The sequence below is a fragment of the Heyndrickxia camelliae genome (assembly GCF_002844575.1).
In the GTDB taxonomy this organism is placed as follows: domain Bacteria; phylum Bacillota; class Bacilli; order Bacillales; family Bacillaceae_C; genus Margalitia; species Margalitia camelliae.
The window spans coordinates 110062-135607 of record NZ_PIQO01000011.1; the positions used below are offsets into that span (position 1 = coordinate 110062).

A 25546-nucleotide genomic window follows, 5' to 3' on the forward strand; every position below is an offset into this window, starting at 1 on the left:
TTTTATTTTTTAAATGTTACGAAAATGACTAAACATGTTATACTTAAGGAAGATAGGACAGGTAACCTGAAAACGGGAGGTTTAAAATACATGACCTGGAAAACCTTTATTGCTGGTGCTCTAGCAGGAGCCGTTAGTGGATACTTATTAAATGAAGCTGTAAAAAAGAACACTTCTCTCTCCAGTGAAACTGTATTAGCAAATGTGAAAAAAGCATTTAAAGAAGAAGGGCCGATAGATGGTTCCTGGATACAAATGACAAAAGAAGACTTTGCTAAATATGCCATTAAGACGAAAGTATACCGCGGCGGAATAACTACAAGCCAAAATGGGGAAAGAAAACAATATGAGTTTATTGCAGATGCATTTACAGGCAGTGTCTTAGATGTTTATCCTATTTCTTAACCCATACATATGAACAATAGGGGAGTGGCCTGATTACTTTATTGGTCACTCCCCCATATTTTAGCGCTCACATTTTAATGCTTCTATAAGCTTTCCTTCTGTATCCCATTTTAATGCCCGATAAATTGCATCGTGGTAAAAAATGAACCAAGCTCCATCCTGAATAGCTTTGGATATCCATTTTTCTTTTGCAAATATGGAGGTCATTGGATAATCGTCATAAGCTAATACCCATAGTGGATTTTGATGTGCATGGGTCGGCATTATATCAGCCATATGTATTGCTTTTTCGCCGTTGCTTTCTATTAAGATAATAGAGTGGCCATCACTATGACCACCTGTATGAATCATTCTAAGTGCCCCTTCAATAAACACTTCCTTTTCAAACGTAATGACTTGTGATTCAATTGTTTCCCAGTTTTCTTTCCAATATGTACTTTTCGATCGAATATTCGGAGCCCTCATCTCATCCCATTCTGTTTTGGAAGTATAAATTACAGCATTAGGGAAGACAGAAATATATCCATCATTAACCGGTTTTGTTAAGCCGCATGCATGATCGAAATGCAAATGAGTCATACATATAATATCGATATCTTCCGGAGCAATCCCTAATTCCTGTAAAGATTCTTCGATTTTAGATTCTTCTGTCACCCCAAAATTTCGTTTCTGCTTCTCCGATAATTTCCCGTTTCCAATTCCGGATTCTATTAATATATTTTTCCCATTAACCTGCAAAAATATCGGATCCGTCAATAATGGGATTTGATTGTTTTCATTAACTGGATACTTACTTGACCACAATGGCTTCGGAACAACACCGAACATCGCTCCTCCATCTAAATGGGTAATCCCGCCATTTAACCATTTTAATGTAATATCTCCTATTGTTAGCGTTTGCATTTTTATCCTCCCTCTCCTCTTATCCTTTTTATTTTAACACAAAAAAAATACTCTCTACCAATACATTAGGCAGAGAGCATATCCTTTTATTTTGTTTGATATTGTACTTCACAGCGATAAATACGCTGTCCACGAGCAGAAAATTTTTCCTCATATTCAGTCATGATATTATTTTCAAAATCACTGTTGTGTAGATCTAAACTAACAAATTTTAACAATAGACCATATTCAGAAAAACTTTTTAAAGAATATTCAAACAGTCCTTGATTATCTGTCTTAAAATGAATTTCTCCATTATCAACCAAAATATCCTCATATAATTTTAGAAAGGTCTTATATGTTAATCGACGTTTTTCATGTCGGTTTTTTGGCCAAGGATCGGAAAAATTTAGATATACTCTTTCCACGTCATCCTTTGCAAAATAATTCCTTAGATTTGTACCGTCTACATTTAGGAGTTTTAAATTAGGAAGTGGTTCTTCCAATAATTTTTCTAGTGCAGAGACAATTACACTATCCTGCATTTCAATTCCAATATAATTAACATCTGGATTTGCCTTTGCCATTCCATATATAAATTGCCCCTTCCCTGTTCCAACTTCAATATGGAGTGGAAGATCGTTTTGAAATATTTCTTTCCATTTACCTTTATAGGCTTCAGGAGTTTGAACTACAAAATCTGGGTATTGCAAAAGTTTCTCCTTTGCCCATGGCTTATGTCTTAGACGCACAATAAACACCTCTTATCCATTCATTAGTTTATATGCTTTTCTTTGAATAAAGTCTTTAAGAAATCGCAAACTATCTATATCACAATAAAGAAACTGGCAAAATCGCCAGTTTCATTTGATTCATGTTTCACCCAAAATTACGAAAGGAATGTATAAAAACATGCCTCTTAGCCATCATGACCAATTGATACTATTAAAAGATATTTTAACAAACCATCAGACCGATTGCTGCGGGTCGATTGCAGAATGTGAACAAGTAGAAAGATTGGTAAAATCGCTTTTAGTGAATCCTAGTATAAATGATCAAATAAAGCCGACATTAGAACAAGTATATTTCTACAGTCAAAATGGAATAAATACACCAAACTTGGACGAGCATATTTTATCCAATCAAACCAATCTTTCACAATGGGTTGAGGATATGGAATCCTATTCGTAGTTTTTATTTATTTCCTGCAAAAATTGAATCCAATAGTCCATTTCTGGATAACGTTGTTTGTCTTTATGCCATTGGATAGAGAGTAATGTTTGCCTTACTACATACCATCTCATCCGAAGCAATAAATTATCGGTTAACAATAAACCATACTGTTCAAGCCACCCTGACCAATTTTCACGGGGAATATATAAATACAAGAGCATGCCAATATCTAATGCAGGGTCGGCTATAACAGGGCCGTCCCAATCTATTAAATATAATTGATTGTCCTCGGAAAGCAGCCAATTATTATGGTTTATATCGCTATGACACACAACAAATTTGTCGTTCTCTATATTTTTCACTTCCGCTTTAAGAAAGGTAAATGCGGACGTGATATCGGGCATTTGCCGCATTTCTTTATCCATGCTGATTTCTAATTCTAATAACATCTTTTCAGGTTTGAACGAAACTTTTCCCAGCCTCTCTAACATCGAAACTAATGGAGCAGAATCATGTATTTTTTTTAAAAGCTTCGCAACACGCTCTTGGCCCATTTCCTCAGGCTTTAGCTCTCTGCCGGCCATCCACTGCTGTGCAGTAATGACATCTCCGTTTTCCATCCTTTTTGTCCAAACAAGCTTTGGAACAATTCCTTCTGCAGAAAGTACTGCTAAAAAGGGAGATGAATTTCTTTTTAAAAATAATTTTTGTTCCTCATATTTGGCAAAGAATGCTTCTCCTGTTGCCCCCCCAGCCGGTAGTATCTCCCAGCCCTGACCAAGTATGTGTTCCAACTTCATTCACCTTCAGTTTCACTCGCATGTTTCATGCATACGACTCGTCTCAAAACTATATTATATACTAAAATGATTTAAAAACCTATATGGACATCATTTTCGATTATCAATTCCATATAGTTGTTCCCAATCATTTATCGGTAACTATGATAAACAAAGAAAAAAAGACAGCTATTGGAAACAAGAATAGACAACAATAGCCATCTTTTAATAAATTTTATCGCTTTTTAACATTTTTCGTCAAGGTGAAATTTAGTATTTCCTGTATTTTTCATCGAAAACTTTCTTCTTCACAAACGCCCGTATTTTCTTCTTCCCATTCTAATCTTCTAAAACTTGCAGTTTGGCAATAATCTAAAAGTGTTTTTGCGGCTTTTAATTGCATGTGTTTCAAAGGAGCATGGGTATGTCTCATCTGTTCGAACCATTTAGGATATGCTCTTTTTTCTAATATGGAAAGATCATATGGTTTTTCTTTAAAATCAATATATCCATTTCTGCAAATAATCGCTTTTTTTATTGGGAGGTCTACATGGTGGTGTAAAAAAATTTGTTGTACAATTTTTGACATTCTATTTAAAGAAATCATTGGGTTTAATACTTTTTTCTCCTTTTGATTCGACCTCTTCAGCCAAAATCGATCATTGGAGCCTAAAAATACTGCATCCTTTTCTTCTTCAAGAAAAGTAAGACACCATACCTCCATCGGTGCTATAAATATTATTTCCATTTCAATCGGTGCCTTTTTTAAAAGTAAAATTGGCTCGTACAAAAGCAGACCATTATCTGGAAATCTCTGTAAAAAAGTTCGCAATCTTTCGTCATAATAGTATTTAGGGTGTACGTCTGACTGTTCATAGATAGTTGAGCTAGCCCATTTTAATTGAAAGCTGTAGAGTTGATCTAAATATAATTGCTTTAAATCCACTTCTGTTTCAGGTTTATAGGACAGAAGTGGAGCAAACGAAAGGGTAGTATCTACCTTTTCTTCCGTTTTATTTTCAACCTCTGTTTTATCCTCCTTTTTAAATATTTTTGCCATTTTGTTCAATATACCAGTTTTATTTTCCTCTATCTCTTCCCATTCTTGAGAGAACTCCAGAGAATTTGTTTCCCATGCTTCTTTCAATTTTTCCCATTGTTGTTTTTTTAAACGCAAATATTGGGTTGGATATCGGTAAACATCCTGCTCATATCGAGAAACATAATCCTGCAGTTTAATTAATTGCGCCAACCAACTCACTCCTTCCTCATGTCCGCTAACATAATAAATATGTTTTCTTTATTACATATTTAGGGGTCTTATTTAGATGGGTTTCATATAACACAACATGCTTTGCCGTAAATATAATCTCTTCCAGTGCAAATGGTTTTAAGGCTTCTAGTGAAAACCGATCCTTTCCTTCCCAATTTCTTGCCAGAGTAATATGTGGTGCAAAATGTCTAGGATCCAGTTTAAAACCTGCCTTTGTACAAGAATCATACACTAACTTCCTGATATCTGTAAGTTGTTGTGACTCTTTCGTATTGGCCCAAAAGATTCTTGGCGAATCCTGACGTCCGAATACCCCTAGCTTATGTAACGCTAATTCAAACCCCTCAGAGTGACTTAACACATCTTTTACGTACATATCTGCTTTTTCAAGCTGCTCTTCTTGCGCATGACCCAAAAAGGCTAATGTTATGTGGTAATCCTCATGATGGACCCATTTCTTAAAAGGAAATTCCATCTTTATTTGTTCACACTTCTCATGAAGATACGATTTAATATGCTGTGGCAATAGTAATGCAAAAAAATAATGATGTCCTTCCATTTGGTATACCTCTTTCGTTTGTCATTTTCACAAAATTTATTGTAACAAAATTCTTATCATAAGACATATTTCGCTCTTTATTTACATATAGTGATTTCAGGTTTATTTGTTAGTGTAATTCATTTACTTGAAATCATGTATAAGGAGTGCATATCCATGAAAATCGGTGATATAGTTTACTATAAAGGAGAGAAATGTGAAATTGTTTACTTGTATGAAAGCGGCTATTGTGAGATCAAACAACCTTACAGACTACAAATCCAATTAGTATCACGATCAGAGCTCGAAAAAATAGATTGAAAAGAAACCCGCCATTTGACGGGTTTCTTTCCTTTAACGAAAAACAATATTTTTACATTCCTTTTGAATCTCTTCCATGAAATATTGTTGCAATTGTTTTGTCCATTCTCCTGGAATTCCATGGCCAATCTTATTGCCATCAAGTTGAACAATCGGCATAATTTCTGATGTCGTACTCGAGATAAAAACCTCATCAGCATTTACAAGATCATCCACTGTAAAAGCCTCTTCCTTAACTGGAATTTGTTTGCTTTTACAGATTTTTAGAATTACTTGCCTTGTTATACCATTTAATATTAAATTGACCGCTGGATGGGTTATTAGAATACCATTCTTAATCATAAACACATTAGAAGATGAGCCTTCTGTCACGATGCCTTCACGGTGCTGAATGGCTTCAAAGCAGCCTGATTCGGCGGCTTTTTGTTTTGCCATTATATTTCCTAGTAAGTTTAAACTTTTAATATCACATCTTAACCAGCGAATATCTTCCACAAGCAAACCTTTAGCGCCTTCCTTCATTAACGCTTCTGGCCGCTCCATTGATTTTGTGTAAGCAACAAGCACAGGTTCTACAGCAGGTGTCGGAAAACCATGCTGGCGAGGAGAAACTCCCCTTGTAATCTGTAAATAAATAATACCTGTCTGCAATTGGTTTTCTTCCACTAATTCTTCTAGCTTTTTGCAAAGAAATTCCTTTTCAAAAGGAATCTTCAACCCTATCTTTTCAGCACTTTCATATAAACGTTGGATATGTTCGTTTTTGGTAAATAGGCCTCCATTATACACACGAATAACTTCGTATATTCCATCGCCAAATTGATAACCGCGATCTTCTATGTCTACTTTTACATTTTCCCTTTCAACAAGTTCTCCATTATAAATAACTTTTCCCATAAAATCCTCTCCCTTTTTTTTGATATTAATCTGCTTTTTTACCTGCAAGCTCATAAATGGCTTGAGCATAAATGGCTGTAGCTTTTACTAAATCTTCAATAAACATATATTCATCCTTTTGGTGCATTACATCTGGTCTTCCTGGAAACAGAGCACCGAAAGCAACACCTGATTTTAATGAACGAGCATATGTACCACCGCCAATAGCCAGCAATTCTGCTTTCTCTCCCGTTTGTTCTTCATAAACTTTCTTTAAAGTGAGAATCAATTCATCATTCTCATCTACATGATGAGGCTTTGAATCTGAAAAATGCTGAATAGTAAAGCCTTCTTTTTCCAGATATTTTTCCATATTGCTCTTCCCTTGTTCCATATCAAATGTAACAGGATATCTCATATTAAGACCAAAGCTGCCTCCGACTGCCTTATCATAATCAATTTTCCCAACATTTATAGTAAGATCACCTGTAATCTCATCCTTATATTGAATGCCAAACCCTTCTCCACGAGATTTTTCAAATAAATAATTTGTTGCAAATTGAATAAATGCTTCCCCTTGCTGATCAAGCGAAACATTTGATAAAAACGACGCTAAAATTAAACCGGCGTTCTTTCCATTTCTAGGTTCCATTCCATGTGCAGATACTCCCTCTAATTCCAAGATGAGCTCCCCTGATTCGACATAATACTTTCCATTTAGCTTAGTTTTTTGAAGATAATCATTGTAATTCTGTAAGATTTCCGTTTGTTCTTTTTCAACTAATAGTTTTGCTTGTGCGAAATCTGGTACCATGTTATATCTTCTTCCTGAATGGAAGGAAAGTAATTGTACTTTATTGTGCTCATCGTTAGAATGACCTTCGCTTACATTTTGCACAATATCAAAATCCGCGATTCCCTTTTCGGCATAAATGATAGGAAAATCTGCATCAGGTGCAAATCCCATATTCGGCATTTCTTCGTGCTTAAAATAATGATCGACACAGCGCCAATCACTCTCTTCATCTGTGCCAATAATCATGCGAACACGCTTTTCCAAAGGAATTCCTAGTTCTTTTACGATTTTCATTGCATAGTATGCAGCCATAGTGGGGCCTTTATCATCGCTAGATCCACGTGCATAAATCTTGTCATCTTTTACAATTCCTCCATATGGATCCACGGTCCACCCATCTCCTTCTGGGACAACGTCCACATGACAAAGGATTCCAACTAGTTCACTGCCTGTTCCCATTTCTAAATGGCCTGCAAGGTTTCCAACATTCTTTGGGGTGAAGCCATCCTTCTTACCTAAATCCAATAAGTATTGCAGCGCTTCCTTTACACCTACCCCTAAAGGTGCATCTTCTGTTGCATTTTCCTCATCGAGCACACTTCTAATTTGTAAAAGTCCTTGTAAATCCTTAATTAGATCATCTTTTCTCTTTATTACTTCGTCCATCCATTGAATTGACATTCTATCTATCTCCTTTAATATTCGTAATACTTGTTGTTTTCCAGATTATTTTACTCCTTTTTAAGCTTCAATAAAACATCCACCATATAATATAAATTTTAACGACGTGGACCCTCTTAATAAAAAATGTTGGGGCTAGTTTTAGCATTTTTACTTTAAATTATTTTACTATATTAATAATAAATATGGGTAAGATACATATGATAAAGGAAAAGGAATTACCTAAAATATTTGTAAATTCCCACTATGCACTGGAAATTTAGAATTAATAGGTGTAGAATGTAATTGTCTGACACCTTAGATTTAAAATTCGACATGAAAGAAGGAGTTGTCTGGCAGAAAAAGGTTTGCAAAGCTTGAAGAAGATTTTCTTCAAAACCAATAAGTCGTCCGTAGTCTTAAGTTTTAGGAAAAAGGATGAGGGAGTGGTTTTTTGAAACCTTCAACGAACAGGATGTTAACCCGAATTAAATCAATCTATGTGTTTATTAAGGAAAATGGTACTGTAACAACACAGGAACTTGTCGATGAGTTCGGAATAACTCCACGTACAATTCAAAGAGATTTGAATGTACTTGCTTACAATGACTTAATTAAAAGTCCACACCGTGGAACATGGACAACAACTAAGAAACGAGTAAAATTATCATCTTAATAGAAAAACGGAGGCGCCTTATCCAGCAGCATATGGATAGGTGAAATTAGTATTTCAAATTTCACCTAGTAAGATTGGAAGAGTAATTTTAATGTTGACTTATCCATTCGGAGGAGACTGAGAATCCACTTGCTGATAGGCGCTGAAGCTGGATAAAGACAATCACACATAATAAAAGGAGCTGTATTTTAACAGCTCCTTTTGATTTTTTATTATTTATCCACAATTGGACCATTCTTTAATTGCTCTACTTCCTCTTCGGTCAGTTCACGATATTCACCAAGCTCTAAATTTTCATCTAGTTGTAATGGTCCCATGGTAATACGCTTTAGATAAATGACCTTTTTTCCAACTGCTTCAAACATTCTTTTTACCTGGTGGAATTTCCCTTCTGTTATAGTTAATTCTATATCGGAATGATTTCCAGATTTAAGGATTTTCAATTCACCAGGCTTCGTTTCATATCCATCGTCTAAAATTACACCTTTATGAAAAGCCTCAACATCTGATTCCGTCACCATGCCATTTATTACTGCAAAATAGGTCTTAGGAACATGCTTCTTTGGAGATAAAAGCTTATGTGCCAACCCTCCATCATTTGTAATTAGGAGAAGTCCTTCCGTATCCTTATCAAGTCTTCCGACAGGAAAAGGGTTTAAAACCGCATCCTCTATATCCAATAGATCAATAACGGTTTTATCATGATAATCCTCTGTTGCTGAAATTACTCCCTGTGGTTTATTCATCATTAAATAAATAAACTGTTTATAGTTAACCGACTCTCCGTAAATCGTAATAATATCTACAGTTGGATTGACTTGAATTTTACCATCCTTTGCAATTACTTGGTTAACTTTTACAACACCATCTTTTAAAATTTTTTTCACATCTTTTCGACTGCCATATCCGACATTTGCTAGTAATTTATCCAGTCTCATTCCATACTCCTTTTTCATTATGCCTGTTTATGTATAAATTGTTGTTTTCCTAATTTATTATAAGTCCTAAATCAGACCTGGCTTCAGTGCATCTTTTCTAAAAAGAATTATTCTTAAGATGCATGAAGTAGTTAAAAAGATATTTTTTTACATGAGCAACAAATGATTAAGAAAAGATCCGTATTCATATGAATATTTATATCTATTTAGGCAGCTACCCATACCTAAAACGTATGCCTACATAGGCTATAAGGGAATGGCAAGAAGAGTTTTTAGTTGTTTTCTACAGGGTAATGAAATAGAAAGTAGATACAATCGAAAAATCGCACTCCATTTTTTCATATTCCTACTTATTGAATACGACTAATAATCGAATTGCTTTAAATATCATGATGAGGTGAAACAATAATGGATTATAGACAACAAATGTATCCCCAAATGCCTGGCCAACAATATAGCAACTTCCCGCCATCTATGCAGCATCAAGGCGGTAGCCACATGCCTTCCCAAGGTTATCCCCATCAGGGTGGTGGTCAAAGTAATTTAGAAAGACGATTGGAACGCATAGAAAGACAAGTGGAACGTATGAATCGTCGTGTCACACAAATTGAACGCCAAATACAATATTGGGGACAAATGGGCGGACATCACTAGAAAAACAAAAGCGCCTTGCTCATCGGTTAAAGGGGCTGGAAGTAAATAAGTAGATTATATTAGAGGTCAACGTTTTCGTTGACCTCTTTCCCATTTAACCTATATGAAGCCTTCTCTTTATTCCTTGCAGCCTTTGACCAAATAATTTATCAGCAAGACCAGATCTTAATCCTATATAGCCATATACAATTGCCCCAATTCCTCCACAAATTATGACAATAACTAATGACTCCCATTTAGAAGCCGGTGATAAAAATAGAGTGGTGATTTTGTAAAACGCAAACACAACCGCAACCATAATGGCATTCATAACTAAAATTAGTATGCTCCTCCGAATTACTGTTTTGAAAGGATAGTTTGCGAAAATCTTAATGACAATTAAATTAATGATGATTGAAACAGAATATCCTAAAGCTGTGGCATATACTGCTCCATCTGTTTCAAATAACTTAATCAATGGAATATTAAAGGTTAGCTTAAATAACAAACCAGTTAACAAACTTAATATCGTAAATCTTTGCTCATTTATCCCTTGCAGTATAGCTGCGGTTACAGAATACAAGGCGAAAAGAATTGCAACTGGAGCATAATGTCCAAGAACATCCGCCCCTAATTTGCTATGCTGATAAAACACTGTAAAAATAGGATCAGCAAGCAAGGATAATCCAAGTGCAGCAGGAACGGTTAGGAATAACAGTATTTGAAAGGTTTGATCTACTTGACGAATCATCGATCCTCGATTTCCCTTAGCAAAGGATTCTGTTATAAGTGGAACAAGTGTTAGGGAAAAGGAAGTCGCGAGCGATACAGGTATAATAACAAGCTTATGAGAATCGAAATTAAGAATCCCAATAGCCTCTAGTGCTTCCTTTCCCTTATTGATAGCTGCCATCCCCCTTGTGAAGGTTAATTGGTCCACATATTGAAAAAGGGAATTAGCTACACCTACAAATACGAATGGCAAAGCATATATAAAGATTTCCTTATACATTTCTTTAAGCGATACGTTCAAGGTGCCTTTATCATGTTCCAGCAATTCATCAAAATGATGTTTTCTTTTTTTCCAATACCAAAATAATATAATTAAGCTTGCGATTCCTCCTACAAATGCTGCAAAAGTGGCAACACTAATAGCAGTAACCATACTACCTTTAAATACATGTAATACTAAAAACGCCCCAACTAAAAGGAACAAGATTCTTATAATTTGCTCAATCACTTGTGACACTGCAGAAGGTCCCATAGATTGATGTCCTTGAAAATATCCACGAATTAAGCTCATGACTGGAATAATTATTAGAGCGAAGCTTACTGCCCTAATGATAGTCGTTACATTACCTACGGAATACTTTGTTGACTCTACTCCTGACATACTTAATTCCGCAAAGGTCGGTGCAAAAATATACATCATTAAAAAACAGACAATCCCGGTCATCAGCATTAGGATGATTCCGGATTTAAAAAGCTTTCTGCCTACTGCGTACTCCTCTAATGCATTATATTTTGCGATATATTTTGAAACAGCCAGCGGAACCCCAGCTGTTGCGATACTTATAAATAATGTATATGGAACATATCCAAATTGGTAAAGAGCTTCCGGCTCCGATCCTCCAATGATAGCGTGAAATGGGATAACATAAAATAACCCGATAAATTTGGAAATAAATGTTCCTAACGTTAAAATAAATGTACCACGGATAAGTTTAGAAGACATAAAATCCCTACTTTAATCATGATTCAAAAACAATATAAATTCACTAATTAGTAGTGTACAACTAACTTTGTCAATTGACAATTTATTCGAAAAATCTTTTTATTCCTATAGATAAGTTCGCAGTAAATCTTGCTTAAATAAATTATCCATACTAAAATGAATGGAATGTAAAAGAAAAAGGTGTTGAAGCTATGAAATACGATGTCATTGTGGTGGGGGGAGGCCCATCCGGATTAATGGCTGCGATAGCAGCAGGGGAAAGTGGCGCAAAAGTATTATTAATAGACAAAGGTGACAAGCTCGGAAGAAAGCTTGCCATTTCAGGCGGCGGCAGATGCAATGTCACTAATCGTCTGCCGATTGATGAGATTGTAAAGCATATCCCGGGAAATGGACGTTTTTTATATAGTGCCTTTTCGATTTTTAATAATGAAGATATCATTCAGTTTTTTGAAAATCTCGGAATTAAGCTAAAGGAAGAAGACCATGGAAGAATGTTTCCTGTGACAAATAAAGCACAATCTGTTGTTGATGCTCTTTTAAGAAGGCTATCGGAATTGAATGTCACCATCAAAACAAATACTCCTGTCAAAGAGATTATGTATAATAATCAACAAGCATCAGGGGTAGAGCTTGAAAACGATGAAATAATTGATAGTAGTGCTGTGGTGGTCGCTGTTGGCGGAAAGTCGGTACCACAAACCGGTTCTACCGGAGACGGATTTCCATGGGCGGAAAAAGCCGGGCACACCATATCGGAGCTTTTTCCTACAGAAGTGCCTGTAACATCCGATGAACCATTTATAAAAGAAAAAACGTTACAAGGATTATCGCTTCGTGAAGTCGCTGTTAGTGTTTTGAATCCAAAAGGAAAACCAATTATCACCCATAAAATGGACATGATATTCACTCACTTTGGCATTTCCGGTCCGGCAGTCTTAAGATGTAGTCAATTTGTTGTAAAAGCAATGAAAAAATGGAACTTAAAGAGGGTAACAATGAGTATTGATGCTATACCTGATTATAACGAAGAGCAGTTGTTCCAACATATTGTAAAGCTACTAAAAGATGAACCAAAAAAGGCAGTAAAAAATGGGTTGAAAGGTCTTTTACCGGAACGATATTTATTATTCTTACTGGACTTGAGTGGAATTGATGAAAATATGCAAGCTTCTAATGTTTCAATGGAAAATATCCGTTCTTTTACTAAACTATGTAAACAATTTCAATTCAACGTAAACGGGACACTCCCATTGGAAAAAGCTTTTGTTACGGGTGGCGGTGTCTCCATCAAGGAAATTGAACCAAAAACAATGGCATCTAAATTAATGCCCGGTCTATACTTTTGTGGAGAAGTCTTAGACATATATGGTTATACAGGAGGCTATAATATTACATCCGCTCTTGTAACAGGAAGGTTGGCAGGTTCAAATGCTGCTGAATATTCTTCAAACTGCCATTAATTCACTATTCACGCATGGATAAAAAATCCATGCGTGTTTTTAATGGACACTAAATCTTTTATTCCCTAAAATATGATATTTTAGAGGAATTCAGGTAAATCATTCTGTTATTTTCCCAATATTATTCTGAACTTAACCTCTTTGGACAAAATAACAGAACGTGTGTCCGTCATTATTAAAACCTAAAAAGTTGATCACTTTGCTTTTACCAGCGGATAATGGATAGTGTCTCTACTTATTTTTTATATAAAATCATCGCACTAAAACAATAAATTTGTTCATCATCATCTTCTGGCATAACAGCCACATGATACTTAATATCCAACAGCTTATTATCATCAATGTTTTTTAAAAATTGATTCACATCTTCCTCTAAATCCTTTTCATGTTCATAATCAAATACTTTTACTTGAATCATTTGTCTCCCTCCTCTTGTTTTTATTACTATCATTGACGGAAAATGTAATCTTTAAAACATTCCGATAAATAAAAAACAATTATATAGAAGTAATCAAAAAAAATAACAGTCACTTAATAGTGCTGTCATTTTATTACAAAGATTTGTTTAATTATTAATTGCATTCATTTATCTTTTTGGTTTTGTTTCCCCAGTCCAATGTGACATTCCGCCAGTCATATTAATTACATGATATCCTTGGTCTTGAAGAAATTCACATACTTTCATGCTTCGTCCTCCTGCATGGCAAGTGATGATATATTCTTCGTTTTTATCTAATTTATTAAGAGAATCAGGGATATCTCCCATTCGTATATGTACCGCTTCAGGAATCATTCCTTCTGCTACCTCATCATCTTCACGAACATCAATGATATTTAATGTCTCATCATTTTTTAATTTTTGTTCTACTTCTTCCGGTGTAATTTGTTTTATTTCCAATTCTGTCATTCCTTTCGTATTTTCATCTTTTTGATTATATCAAATACACCTATACAAAACCAAAGAAAGGGGAATGAAAAACCCCCTTTCTCCTTAATTTGCAACAATATTAACGAGCTTGCCAGGAATAGCTATTACTTTACGAATGGTTTTTCCTTCGATTATTCCTTTTACTGTTTCATCGTCCAATGCAATCTCTTCCATTTCCTTTGCAGAGGCATCACGAGCCACTGTGATTTTCGTACGCACTTTTCCATTTACCTGGATAACAATTTCTACCTCATTATCAATAAGCTTAGATTCATCATATGTTGGCCAAGCTTCATATGAAATTGTACCTTCATGGCCAAGTTTTTCCCAAAGCTCTTCACAAAGATGAGGAGCAATTGGAGACAGCATTTTAACAAAACCCTCTACATATTCTTTTGGAAGCACATCCACTTTATAAGCTTCATTAACGAATACCATAAGTTGAGATATAGCTGTGTTGTATCCTAGGTTTTCAAAGTCCTCTGTTACCTTTTTCACCGTTTGATGGTATACCTTTTCAAGGACATTCTTATTGCCTTCCTGAATCTTGCTTGAAAGTTCACCGTTATCATCTACAAGCAAACGCCACACACGATCAAGGAATCTTCTCGCCCCGTCAAGTCCATTTGTTGTCCAAGCGATGGATGCTGTAAGAGGTCCCATGAACATTTCATATAGACGGAGCGTATCAGCGCCGTGACTTGAAACGATTTGATCCGGATTGACGACATTTCCTTTTGATTTACTCATTTTTTCATTGTTTTCACCAAGAATCATTCCTTGGTTTAGCAATCTTTGGAATGGTTCTTTCGTTGGGACAACGCCTATATCATACAAGAACTTATACCAGAAACGGGCGTATAGCAGATGAAGCACAGCATGTTCTGCCCCGCCGATATACGTATCAACCGGAAGCCATTCTTTAAGTTTTTCCGGATCCGCAAGTGCCTCGCTATTATGCGGATCAATATAGCGGATAAAGTACCAGCAGCTTCCCGCCCATTGTGGCATAGTATTTGTTTCACGACGACCCTTTTTGCCTGTAACGGGATCCACAACATTAATCCATTCTTCAATATTCGCCAGAGGTGACTCTCCAGTACCTGATGGTTTGATATCCGTTGTTTTCGGAAGTGTGAGTGGCAGTTCCTCTTCTGGAACAGCAGTCATCGTCCCGTCTTCCCAATGAATAATTGGAATTGGTTCTCCCCAATAGCGTTGACGGCTAAATAGCCAATCACGAAGGCGATAGGTTACTTTCTTTTCCCCGATTCCTTTCTCCTGAAGCCAAGCAATCATTTTCTTGATGCCTTCTTCTTTATTTAGCCCATTAAGGAAGTCAGAATTTATATGCTCTCCATCCCCAGTATATGCTGCCTCTTCAACATTACCGCCTGCAACAACTTCTTTAATGGTTAGACCAAATTTTTTAGCAAATTCATAATCTCGCTCATCATGTGCAGGAACTGCCATGATTGCACCAGTCCCGTAGCTCATTAGAACATAATCGGCGATCCAGATCGGCATTTTTTCATTATTTACAGGATTAATAGCATATGCTCCTGTAAATACGCCTGTTTTGTCTTTCGCAAGGTCTGTACGCTCAAGATCACTTTTTGATTTAATTTGGTCAAGATATGCATCAACTGCTGCACGCTGCTCAGATGAAGTAATTTTTTCTACAAGCGGATGCTCTGGTGCCAAAACAGCATATGTTGCACCAAAGAGAGTATCCGGACGGGTTGTGAATACTGTAAAGTTTTCATTTGTACCATCAATATTGAAGGTAACCTCAGCACCCTCTGATCTTCCAATCCAATTTCGCTGCATATCCTTAAGACTTTCAGGCCAATCAAGATCATCCAAGTCTTCAAGAAGTTTATCAGCATAAGCAGTAATTCTTAGCATCCATTGTCTCATTGGACGTCTTTCAACTGGGTGACCACCGCGTTCACTTTTTCCATCTATAACTTCTTCATTAGCAAGTACTGTACCAAGGGCTGGACACCAGTTGACCGGTACCTCGTCAACATATGCAAGACCTTTTTCATATAGTTTCAAGAAAATCCATTGTGTCCACTTGTAATATTCTGGATCTGTTGTATTTACCTCACGATCCCAATCAAAGGAAAAACCAAGTGAGTTCAATTGACGCCTAAAAGTTTCAATATTATGTTTCGTAAATTCAGCAGGATCATTACCAGTATCAATCGCATACTGTTCTGCTGGAAGACCAAATGCGTCCCATCCCATTGGATGAAGGACATTATAGCCTTGCATTCTTTTCCATCTTGCTAGAATATCGGTTGAAATATACCCTTTTGGATGTCCCACATGAAGTCCAACACCTGAAGGGTATGGGAACATATCCAACGCATAATAATTTTCTTTTGACTGGTCCTCTGTTGTTTTAAATGTCTGATGTTCTTTCCAATATTTCTGCCATTTTTTCTCAATCTCAATGTGATTGTAACTCATGAAATTGCCTCCTTATGTTACTATTAAAACAAAAAACCTCTCATCCCTGTCAAAACAGGGACGAGAGGTTAGATATTTACTCCCGCGGTACCACCCAAATTAGTGCACGCACTCGCTTCATTCATCCTTAACGCGGAATACGGCAAAGATTACTTAGGTACCCCCGTTCACCATTGCAACTAATAGGCGAGTTCATGATGGATCTGATTGGCTTGCACCAACCGCCAATTCTCTATTTCAGATGGACATCATTACTATTCCTACTTCAAACGTTTCATTATGGATTAAATTATTAACCATTTTAGCCAATTTTAGTCCTTGTTGCAAGCCTTTTTTTCCATTGTTACATACTTAAGGTTTGTTCCCGTTTAGAAGTGGACTTTAATGGCTTATCATAAAATAGCGATAACCCAATCGACAATATGAATAATACGATGAGTGAGATAAATAAAATGGACATTCCGTATAAGTCTACCACTATACCGCCAACTAATGGCCCGACCATGCGACCACCCGTTGCTGTACTATTGACAATCCCTTGAAAAAGCCCCTCTTTGCCTTTTGGCGAAAGTTGACTTGCAATCGTTGGAATTGCTGGCCACACAAGCATTTCTCCTAGTGTAAGAATAACCATGGCAGCAACAAAAGCACTTAAGCTATGTGCGACACTCACGACTCCAAACGAAACGATAAAAATAATAATTCCTAAAATGATTTGACCTTTTAAACTTGCACAAAACTTCTTTATAATCGGAGCAACAATCGGTTGCCCAAGTACGATTAGAGCACCGTTAATGGTCCAAAGCAATCCGTATTGTCTCAAGGTTATTCCTATTTCTTGTGTATAGCTTGAAATAGTTGCCTGCCATTGTACATATCCAACCCAACAAAGTAAATAAGCCGAACATAAAATAACTAATGCTTTGAAAATTTGCTTATTTCTTATAGATCCATGCTCTTGTATAATAGATGTCTGCTTAGCTGGTTGGACAGACAATTTTTTATATCCAAAAAATGCTATAAAGAAAAAGATAATAAACATCCATAAATTAGCTAAAAAGATATAGTTAAAGGATAATGATGCAACAACTCCACCTAAGGCAGAACCAACTGCTACACCTACGTTCTGTGCCACATAGATAGCATTAAAAGCCCGCCTTCCGCCTTCTTTCCAGACGGAGCCTGCCATTGCAAATACACAAGGAAAAATGATTCCAGAACCAAATCCTGTTAAAGTTAGGAAAATAACATAATTTGGCCAATCATGCCAAATAGTGAGACCAAGTGCTGCTAAAATAGTCAGGATAATACCAAATATAATGGTTCGGTATCCTCCTAGTTTATCAAAAAGTGTTCCCCCGAGTAGATTACCTATAACACTTGCAGCCGAATTTAACATTAAAACAATTCCTGCAATAGATAATGACTTACCGAGGTGATCATGGATGTAAATAGTGTTTAATGGCCATAAAAAAGAAGAGCCAGTTGTATTCACCATCATCCCGATAACTAAAAGCCACAAGGATTTAGGCATGAGAAACGCTCCCTTCCCCCAATATATATTTTATACCATTCCTCATTGTATTCTTTTTAAATTAGAGCGACAAGGGGTAAAAGAGATAACTATGTATTCAGAAAAAAGGAGTGTACAATACACTCCTTTTTCTACCTGCAGCGCTTATCGTATCGCTCTTTATTTTCTTATTAATCGGGGTTTTCGATATGCTGCTTAGAACGGACCGGCTGGCTTTTTTTAGAATTAGATTTCTTTAACTGTTTTACAGGGTCATATTCCCTGCCAAGTTCCATATCCTCGTTATTTATACCATTACGTGTCTTTTGCTCAGGATTATTCTGCTTCGATCTTTTTTTCATGATTTCCTCCAGCATGAAATATTGGTTTATATTGGTCTGTCATGATTAAGAAGGATCATTTGGTTTTGTAATGCCTGCAGTTGCAGTCTTTTTCGATGTAAAATTTCTCGTTGCTGAGAATTAGAGCTATTTGCTAATTGACACACCTCGTTATAAGATGCTTCTAGTTGCTGAAGTGCGTTTGTGTAATCTAAATCATGATAATGCTCTTGGCGGAGCCCTTCTGTATATTGTTCTTGAGCTTGCTCAATAGCGTTATCACACCTTTGGAGGCATTCGTCAATTGATTGTCTAGTGGCCACTTATGAATCCTCTCCTTATTCGCTAATCGAAGCACATACAAATGCTTCACCAATAGTTTGTTCACTAATAGCATGAGTATGTAGGAAATCCAAGGTAAACTGGTTATGGCTTCAACACCATGTTTCTGTTACTATTTTCATGAAGCACAGGCTCTTTTCTTAAACTTTGTTGCTTTTGTAAAAGAAAATCTTATTAACTTCTTCTTTCGGCTGAATAGTAGGCACCCTAAAAAACGCCAAAACGTAAAGGATAATAAGAAACAACAGTTTATACGAAAACAGCTATTAATTGTCCCGTTATTGGAGGAAGATCTATGACACAGATAAATCCATATCCATATGCAATTGATCATAAAAGATATTTAACCTGGAATTATCATTTACGAGAACATTTTGGCCATAAAGTTTTTAAAGTAGCTTTAGATGGAGGATTTGACTGTCCTAATCGCGATGGTACAGTAGCGCATGGTGGATGTACCTTTTGCAGTGCCGCAGGATCTGGTGATTTTGCTGGAGACCGCGCAAAAGATCTCGTTACGCAATTTCACGAAGTAAAAGCGACAATGCATAAAAAATGGAAAAACGCTAAATACATGGCTTATTTTCAAGCATACACCAACACACATGCACCTGTAGATGTTTTGCGAAGCAAATTTGAGCCTGTATTACAACAAGAAGGAGTGGTTGGAATCTCGATTGCCACCCGTCCTGATTGCTTGCCTGACGATGTTGTCGAGTATTTAGCGGAACTACATGAAAGAACTTATTTATGGGTTGAACTTGGTTTGCAAACCGTTCATGAAAGAACGTCTCTGCTCATTAATCGTGCACATGATTATCAATGTTATGTGGATGGAGTTGCCAAGCTTCGTAAGCACGGAATTCGTATTTGTACTCATATTATTAATGGCTTGCCTCTTGAAAATAAGGAAATGATGTTAGAAACCGCTAAAGAAGTAGCAAAATTAGACGTGCAAGGAATAAAAATTCATCTCCTGCATCTTCTAAAAGGCACTCCAATGGTTAAACAGTATGAAAAAGGACTACTACAGTTCCTGACTTTTGATGACTATGTAAACTTAGTATGTGATCAATTAGAAATATTACCGCCGGAAATGATCATTCATCGAATAACCGGGGATGGTCCCTTGAATTTAATGATTGGCCCTATGTGGAGTGCAAATAAATGGGCTGTCATGAATGCAATTGATTCGGAATTGAAACGAAGAAATAGTTGGCAGGGAAAATATTACTCATTGGAGATGAATGTATGAAGCTACAGAAAATACTAAACTTTGCCCATTCTCTTCTGCAGTCTGCTATTTCAAACGGTGATATTGCAGTAGATGCAACAGTTGGAAATGGACATGATACAGAGATGTTAGCAAAATTGGTAGGGGAATCCGGACATGTATACGGATTTGATGTTCAGGAGGATGCTATTTCCAATACTAGAAAACGTTTGAATGACGCGCAACTTGATAGCAGGGTTACTCTTTTTACCAAAGGACATGAAACTATAAAGGAATCTATTCCAAAAGATTCTCAACCAATGATTACTGCAGCGATTTTTAATCTTGGTTATTTACCTGGGGGAAACAAGAACATCGTTACCCATAGTAACACAACCATTTCAGCTATTGAACAATTATTAGAAATTATGCCAAAAGAGGGTATGATTATTTTAGTTGTCTACCATGGACATCCTGAGGGAGCAATGGAACGCGATGAATTATTAGAGTACGTTGTGAAACTCGATCAAAGAAAGGCACATGTCTTAAGATATGAATTCATGAATCAAGTGAACCATCCTCCTTTCATTATAGCAATAGAAAAACGATAAGAGATTCAGCTCTTATCGTTTTTCTTAAACTACATTTTTTTCATTTTTTACCCGATTATTCAACAAAGCCTTGATTAAACTAGTGGGAATAAAGTTTTGTAATCCTCTGTACGCTCTTCCATTCCAATAAAAAAAATAACTAATGGAGCCGGCATATTTCATGAGTTTCTTTGATAGTTTCTGTACATTCCTTTGTTTATTTACCTTTACATCTGATAAATAGACACCCAACAGCCCTCTGTTTATTAATTTATGGAACTTTTGATCGGGCAGTTTATTAGTATGCTTATCTGCTTCTTTTAAAAAATGAATAAGTCTTTCAAATAATTGCTTTTCATTATCATAATAAAAGCAAAAATTTAAATCTCCGCCTTCTCTATCTTCATCCTGATCAATAAAATAGTCGAGCAAAATATGTAAGCCTTGGATATAAGGAAAATAACCCTCTCTAATAATTTTGGCATATTCCTTTTTAAAGTCGCTTCGCATTGCATAAGAAACAAGACAAAAAATTCCTAGGGTGGAGCCAGAACAAGCTGAAAATTCATACCATTCCATTTCAGGAAGACTATTTTTATATTGATGGAACATATTTTCCAATCTTTCTACTCTTTCTTCCACACATACATGCTTATGGATTTGCAGTTCGCAATAATATTGGCACAGTTCAATTAAATATGGTTTTATTGCTTCATAATACTCTATATTTGCTAGAACTTCCTGGCATGTTTTCACTAATTTATGTAAATATTCATTATCATTTTGATCCTCACGATATCGATAATAGTTTTTAGGCTCTGCTCCCACGGTTAAGGCATCCTTCATCGATTCATGTAATGCGGCAAAATCGACAGGATCTAAAGATGTACTCCGGTCGCATAAATTATCCAAGTAATCACTAATGGTTTGATATGCCACGATGAACTTAATTGCTTCTTCTTTTCTATCCAAACTTAATAAACCTAGTATAGATCCTCCCTCGCAATGAAAGGTTTTATGTTCAATACTAGCTAGGGCCTGTTTTCTTAATTCCACATTCGGAATAGCGCTTGCCAGGTCCTTCCAAAAAAATAATTCACGATGGACATTTGGCATTACCTTCCGATATACCTGGTTCATAAGTGTAAATGGATGAGAGGGTACAGACATTTATTTATTCACCTCAATCAACGATATATCCAATTAAACGCAATCGATTTTCTACGAAATTTTTCGCATATTGAAATATGTCTTCCCGTTCCGGTTCATTAAAAATTTCATGATAGCATTTTGGCCATTCTTTATAATTTTTTTCAGACAGCTTAACTTGGTTAAACCATTCACTTACAGAAGACTTACTCACAATTTTATCATCTCCTCCCTGCAGAACCAAAAGTGGGATGTCTGGAAATTTTGAAATATTTGTGAAAGCAAGCTTCATCGCCTTTACTAATTCCCGGTACCATCGAACAGATATCTTTGTAATATAAAGGGAATCATTAACTGCTGATTCCATGATTTCCTCATTTCTTGTAGACATTTGAATTGTTAGGGGACTTTTAAATCGCACTCCAGGTGCAATTTTATTTAGGCCTACAGAAAGTCCGCTTAGAATTTTGGACGGATAATCTACGAGTCCAAGGCATGGCGATGACAATATTACCCCAGCAATTTTCAGCTTCGTTTCTTGTAGTGTTCGAATGACAGCAAGACCTCCCATACTATGTCCTAATACAAAAATGGGAACATTAAATTGATAGGCTGTTTGAATCCAATCTTTTATCTCAACTATATATTCGTCAAAAGAATCAATATGACCTCTTTTTGATCGTGTCGTCATTCCTTGTCCTGGCAAATCTCCCATAATCACATGGTACCCAGAAGATCGCCACATTTCAATTAACCAGCTGTATCGGCCATGGTGCTCCATCGCCCCATGAACCATAACAATGACCGCTTTTGGAGCTTCATCTGCTTCCCATTTCCACATAGCTTCTTCCTCCATTCTCTTTTATGTAAAATAATAAGAGCATAAAAGATTTTTCTTTTTACAATTTTTTAATAAATATAGTCTATTGTCTAGCCCAAGCTCTAATACGCTTCCGCTTTTCTTAGAGTACCTTCTATTTTACCCTAATTATACTAACTACTTTCTTTATTATATATCTTTTCACAAAATGGCATTAACTTTTTCGAAAGTTTGACGATGTAATACATAGAATCTTCTATTTTAGGTGGTAGGAATGAAGCAGTTTATCTCTGTATTATTATGTTTTCTATTTTTAATCGGAACAGGTGTAATTGTATACGCTATTCGTGATACGAAAGAGTCAATTCCATTTCATCATGAAAGCACAGAGAATATCGATACAAGCGCATATACTGTGATTAAAATGAAAGATAAGGTATCTATTAATGCACCAGTCATTTCACAATATCCTGAACTGGATAGAGGGTGCGAAGTAACCAGCTTAGCTATGCTTTTGCAATCCGCCGGTATTCATATTGACAAATTAACCCTTGCAAAGGAAATAAAGAAAAACCCTACACCAAGAACAATCAAACATGGGGAAATATATTATGGAGACCCTAACGAAGGATTTGTAGGTAATATTTATTCCTTTCAGCAACAAGGATTCGGTGTTTATAATAAACCCATCTTCGAATTAGGAAATAAATACTTGCCAGGAAAACTCATTAATCTTACGGGACATTCCTTTGAAGATTTAAAAATCTATCTTTCCGATAATCGTCCAATATGGGTGATTATTAATACAGAATATAAAAAATTACCGCCTTCTTACTTCCAAACATGGAATACAGAAAACGGAAAAATACACATCACTTATAAAGAACATTCTGTACTCCTTACAGGATATGATCAAAAATATATTTATTTTAATGACCCGCTTACAGGACAAAAAAATAAAGCACCCGCTGATTCCTTTAAGGAAGCTTGGGTGCAAATGGGAAGTCAAGCTATCACTTATGAAAAATAAGCGATAGCTTTAACTTTTGAAAATGTTTATACGTATAACTTAAGCGCCTTGCATATATCCTCTTATACAGTAGCTTGTGCTGACTTCATTTCAAATTGCTTTTGAAAATCATATTTTTCTTCTAAATAAACTGCATGCCATATCATAAAAACTAAAACAGTCCAAATTTTCCGGCTATGATCCAACTTTCCTTGACAATGCTCTTCCAGAAGCTTCAATACATAATTTTTATTGATAATATGATCTGTTGGGCTATTGCGGATAATGTCAATTGCCCAATCATGCATCTCGTCCTTCAACCAATGTCTAATTGGCACAGGGAAACCTAGTTTTTTACGATTCAGCACATGGTCTGGTACAATTCCTTCTGCAGCTTTACGAAGGATATATTTAGTCGTATTATTTGCGGTCTTTAAGCTAGTTGGGATTTGAGATGCGACTTTGAAAACCTCTTTATCCAAAAATGGTACGCGTAATTCAAGGGAATGAGCCATTGTTGTTCTATCCGCTTTTAATAAAATATCCCCGCGCATCCATGTATGGATATCAATGTATTGCATACGGTCTACAGGATCGTACCCGACAGTCTCAGAGTATAATGGTTTTGTAATCTCCGTATAGTCAAGACCTTGTTTATAGTGAGATAAAAGTTCTTTCTTTTCTTTTTCTGTATACATTTTTGCATTTCCAATATACCGCTCCTCCATTGGAGTAACGCCGCGTTCGATAAAGCTCTTACCCTTTACACCTTCCGGCAGAATTTTAGCCAACGCCTTCAGAAGCGATTTTCCCACTGTAGGAATTTTATTAAATACCTCTAGCGACTGAGGCTCGCGATAGATATTATAGCCTCCAAACAGTTCATCTGCTCCTTCTCCTGATAATACAACTGTAACATGCTTTCTTGCTTCTCTCGCGACAAAATATAATGGAACACATGCAGGATCTGCCAATGGATCATCCAGATGCCACATGATTTTTGGTAGCTCGTTCATATATTCCTGTGGTGAAATGACATAACTGATGTTTTCTACTCCTAGCTTTTCTGCTGTTTCTTTCGCCACGTCAATTTCACTGAATCCATTTCGTTCAAAACCTACGGAGAAGGTTTGAATTTTTGGATTGTATTGTTTCGCTATAGAAGCAATGATAGAGGAATCAATCCCCCCCGATAAGAAGGATCCAACCGGAACATCACTGCGCATATGAACATTAACAGAATCGAAAAGAACATCTCTAATTTCTTTCACAAAATCCTCTTCTGACTTTTGAACCGGCTTGAAGGCTGCCTTCCAATAACGCTTGATATCTAGAGGCTTTCCTATTTTTTTGACAAAGTAATGACCAGGCTCTAATTTTTTAATTCCGACCGTCAGTGTTTCAGGCTCAGGAACAAATTGATAAGTCATATAATGCTGAACAGCATCATAGTTCAATAGCTCATTTTCCATGGCTAATAGAATACTTTTCTTTTCAGAAGCAAAGAATGCTCGATCTTCTTCTTCTAAATAGAAGAAAGGTTTAATTCCAAAAGGATCACGAGCACCGAGCAAGGATTGTTCTTGTTTATCCCAAATGACAAACGAAAACATTCCGCGCAATTTTTCTACAGCCTTTTCCTTATAATGGCTGTATAACGCTAAAATAACCTCAGTATCGGAAGATGTTGCAAATGTCAAACCTGCTTCAATCAATTCATTTCGTAGTTCAACATAATTATAAATTTCTCCATTAAAAATAATCCAATATCGTTCATTTTCATATGTTAATGGCTGATGTCCAGCCTCCAAGTCAATAATACTAAGCCGGCGGAAACCAAATTGAATATGTTCATCCTCATAAAAACCATCATCATCAGGTCCACGATGAGTAATAATATCATTCATATTTTTAAATAATTGTTTATCTTCATCCCGTAGTTCAATTGAACGGTCATGTACACAACCAATAAATCCACACATTATGTATGTCACCTACTTCATTAATTTAAGCTA

General features: G+C 36.1%; 26 protein-coding genes and 1 other annotated feature. Of the genes, 8 read left to right on the plus strand and 18 right to left on the minus strand.

Translation table 11 applies throughout. From position 1 onward, the window contains the following. Positions 1-90: 90 nt before the first annotated feature. The gene (locus CWO92_RS14705) at positions 91-405 is read left to right on the plus strand and encodes a PepSY domain-containing protein (protein ID WP_101354970.1); all 315 of its coding nucleotides are present in this window, start codon (positions 91-93) and stop codon (positions 403-405) included. A 60-nt stretch (positions 406-465) separates the two neighbouring features. Here CWO92_RS14705 and CWO92_RS14710 read toward each other — a convergent pair whose 3' ends face one another. Beyond that, a complete protein-coding gene (locus CWO92_RS14710) occupies positions 466-1308 on the minus strand; it encodes a YtnP family quorum-quenching lactonase (RefSeq protein ID WP_101354971.1) in 843 nt (280 codons plus the stop codon). Between the two features lie 86 nt (positions 1309-1394). Continuing rightward, the gene (gene trmB, locus CWO92_RS14715; RefSeq protein WP_101354972.1) at positions 1395-2039 is read right to left on the minus strand and encodes a tRNA (guanosine(46)-N7)-methyltransferase TrmB; all 645 of its coding nucleotides are present in this window, start codon (positions 2037-2039) and stop codon (positions 1395-1397) included. A gap of 160 nt (positions 2040-2199) precedes the next feature. Here trmB and CWO92_RS14720 point away from each other — a divergent pair, with 160 nt between their 5' ends. Continuing rightward, entirely contained in the window at positions 2200-2478 is a 279-nt protein-coding gene (locus CWO92_RS14720; protein WP_101354973.1) for a YtzH-like family protein, read from the plus strand. On the opposite strand, the gene CWO92_RS14725 is transcribed toward CWO92_RS14720, so the two are convergent. From CWO92_RS14725 to pepV, 5 genes are all read right to left on the minus strand, one after another. Continuing rightward, positions 2469-3254 (minus strand): phosphotransferase family protein, encoded by a 786-nt coding sequence (locus tag CWO92_RS14725; protein ID WP_101354974.1) that lies wholly within the window; start codon positions 3252-3254, stop codon positions 2469-2471. The genes CWO92_RS14720 and CWO92_RS14725 overlap by 10 nt on opposite strands. A 274-nt stretch (positions 3255-3528) precedes the next feature. Continuing rightward, positions 3529-4500 (minus strand): NERD domain-containing protein, encoded by a 972-nt coding sequence (locus CWO92_RS14730; RefSeq protein WP_437177553.1) that lies wholly within the window; start codon positions 4498-4500, stop codon positions 3529-3531. 16 nt (positions 4501-4516) lie between these two features. Then, a complete protein-coding gene (gene thpR, locus CWO92_RS14735; protein ID WP_101354976.1) occupies positions 4517-5071 on the minus strand; it encodes an RNA 2',3'-cyclic phosphodiesterase in 555 nt (184 codons plus the stop codon). A 333-nt stretch (positions 5072-5404) separates the two neighbouring features. Further along, complete coding sequence (gene dat, locus CWO92_RS14740; RefSeq protein WP_101354977.1) at positions 5405-6268, minus strand: D-amino-acid transaminase; 864 nt, start codon at positions 6266-6268, stop codon at positions 5405-5407. A 25-nt stretch (positions 6269-6293) separates the two neighbouring features. Further along, positions 6294-7724, minus strand: a complete 1431-nt coding sequence (pepV, locus tag CWO92_RS14745; protein ID WP_101354978.1) for a dipeptidase PepV — start codon at positions 7722-7724, stop codon at positions 6294-6296. 433 nt (positions 7725-8157) lie between these two features. Between pepV and CWO92_RS14750 the strand changes: the two genes are divergently transcribed. Next, positions 8158-8379, plus strand: coding sequence for a DeoR family transcriptional regulator (locus CWO92_RS14750; RefSeq protein WP_101354979.1), 222 nt, complete (start codon positions 8158-8160; stop codon positions 8377-8379). Positions 8380-8591: 212 nt separating this feature from the next. On the opposite strand, the gene CWO92_RS14755 is transcribed toward CWO92_RS14750, so the two are convergent. After that, positions 8592-9317, minus strand: a complete 726-nt coding sequence (locus CWO92_RS14755) for a pseudouridine synthase (RefSeq protein ID WP_101354980.1) — start codon at positions 9315-9317, stop codon at positions 8592-8594. Positions 9318-9725: 408 nt separating this feature from the next. Here CWO92_RS14755 and CWO92_RS14760 point away from each other — a divergent pair, with 408 nt between their 5' ends. Then, positions 9726-9971 (plus strand): hypothetical protein, encoded by a 246-nt coding sequence (locus CWO92_RS14760; protein WP_101354981.1) that lies wholly within the window; start codon positions 9726-9728, stop codon positions 9969-9971. Positions 9972-10065: 94 nt separating this feature from the next. Here the strand turns inward: CWO92_RS14760 and CWO92_RS14765 are convergent, their stop codons facing one another. After that, on the minus strand, positions 10066-11685 hold the full coding sequence (locus tag CWO92_RS14765; RefSeq protein ID WP_101354982.1) for a putative polysaccharide biosynthesis protein: 1620 nt from the start codon (positions 11683-11685) through the stop codon (positions 10066-10068). A 191-nt stretch (positions 11686-11876) separates the two neighbouring features. Here CWO92_RS14765 and CWO92_RS14770 point away from each other — a divergent pair, with 191 nt between their 5' ends. Next, on the plus strand, positions 11877-13148 hold the full coding sequence (locus tag CWO92_RS14770) for a BaiN/RdsA family NAD(P)/FAD-dependent oxidoreductase (protein ID WP_101354983.1): 1272 nt from the start codon (positions 11877-11879) through the stop codon (positions 13146-13148). 235 nt (positions 13149-13383) lie between these two features. Here CWO92_RS14770 and CWO92_RS14775 read toward each other — a convergent pair whose 3' ends face one another. The 6 genes from CWO92_RS14775 to CWO92_RS14800 form a co-directional block, all read right to left on the minus strand. Next, positions 13384-13566 carry a sporulation protein Cse60 gene (locus CWO92_RS14775; RefSeq protein WP_101354984.1) on the minus strand — a complete coding sequence of 61 codons (183 nt, stop codon included), beginning with the start codon at positions 13564-13566 and terminating at the stop codon, positions 13384-13386. 168 nt (positions 13567-13734) lie between these two features. Continuing rightward, on the minus strand, positions 13735-14055 hold the full coding sequence (locus tag CWO92_RS14780) for a rhodanese-like domain-containing protein (protein WP_101354985.1): 321 nt from the start codon (positions 14053-14055) through the stop codon (positions 13735-13737). A gap of 84 nt (positions 14056-14139) precedes the next feature. After that, on the minus strand, positions 14140-16554 hold the full coding sequence (gene leuS / locus CWO92_RS14785) for a leucine--tRNA ligase (RefSeq protein WP_101354986.1): 2415 nt from the start codon (positions 16552-16554) through the stop codon (positions 14140-14142). Positions 16555-16607: 53 nt separating this feature from the next. Further along, positions 16608-16833 (minus strand) — a binding site (T-box leader). Between the two features lie 64 nt (positions 16834-16897). After that, the gene (locus CWO92_RS14790; RefSeq protein WP_101354987.1) at positions 16898-18088 is read right to left on the minus strand and encodes an MDR family MFS transporter; all 1191 of its coding nucleotides are present in this window, start codon (positions 18086-18088) and stop codon (positions 16898-16900) included. 170 nt (positions 18089-18258) lie between these two features. Continuing rightward, positions 18259-18429 (minus strand): glycogen biosynthesis protein GlgD, encoded by a 171-nt coding sequence (locus CWO92_RS14795; protein ID WP_101354988.1) that lies wholly within the window; start codon positions 18427-18429, stop codon positions 18259-18261. Between the two features lie 26 nt (positions 18430-18455). Next, positions 18456-18731 carry a YtzC family protein gene (locus CWO92_RS14800; RefSeq protein ID WP_101354989.1) on the minus strand — a complete coding sequence of 92 codons (276 nt, stop codon included), beginning with the start codon at positions 18729-18731 and terminating at the stop codon, positions 18456-18458. A 314-nt stretch (positions 18732-19045) separates the two neighbouring features. On the opposite strand from CWO92_RS14800, the gene mnmL reads away from it, so the two are divergent. Continuing rightward, positions 19046-20005: a tRNA modification radical SAM protein MnmL/YtqA gene (mnmL, locus tag CWO92_RS14810; RefSeq protein WP_101354991.1), complete on the plus strand. Its 960-nt coding sequence runs from the start codon at positions 19046-19048 to the stop codon at positions 20003-20005. After that, positions 20002-20574, plus strand: a complete 573-nt coding sequence (mnmM, locus tag CWO92_RS14815) for a tRNA 5-(aminomethyl)-2-thiouridylate-methyltransferase MnmM (protein ID WP_101354992.1) — start codon at positions 20002-20004, stop codon at positions 20572-20574. The genes mnmL and mnmM overlap by 4 nt, the downstream gene beginning before the upstream one ends. Positions 20575-20598: 24 nt before the next feature. Here mnmM and tbcS read toward each other — a convergent pair whose 3' ends face one another. Together tbcS and CWO92_RS14825 are read right to left on the minus strand one after the other, a co-directional pair. Next, positions 20599-21723 (minus strand): tetraprenyl-beta-curcumene synthase, encoded by a 1125-nt coding sequence (gene tbcS / locus CWO92_RS14820; RefSeq protein WP_101354993.1) that lies wholly within the window; start codon positions 21721-21723, stop codon positions 20599-20601. A 13-nt stretch (positions 21724-21736) separates the two neighbouring features. After that, positions 21737-22543 carry an alpha/beta hydrolase gene (locus CWO92_RS14825; RefSeq protein ID WP_101354994.1) on the minus strand — a complete coding sequence of 269 codons (807 nt, stop codon included), beginning with the start codon at positions 22541-22543 and terminating at the stop codon, positions 21737-21739. Between the two features lie 253 nt (positions 22544-22796). Here CWO92_RS14825 and CWO92_RS14830 point away from each other — a divergent pair, with 253 nt between their 5' ends. After that, entirely contained in the window at positions 22797-23552 is a 756-nt protein-coding gene (locus CWO92_RS14830; protein WP_101354995.1) for a C39 family peptidase, read from the plus strand. A gap of 62 nt (positions 23553-23614) precedes the next feature. On the opposite strand, the gene asnB is transcribed toward CWO92_RS14830, so the two are convergent. Beyond that, positions 23615-25513: an asparagine synthase (glutamine-hydrolyzing) gene (gene asnB / locus CWO92_RS14835; RefSeq protein WP_101354996.1), complete on the minus strand. Its 1899-nt coding sequence runs from the start codon at positions 25511-25513 to the stop codon at positions 23615-23617. Positions 25514-25546: the final 33 nt, after the last annotated feature.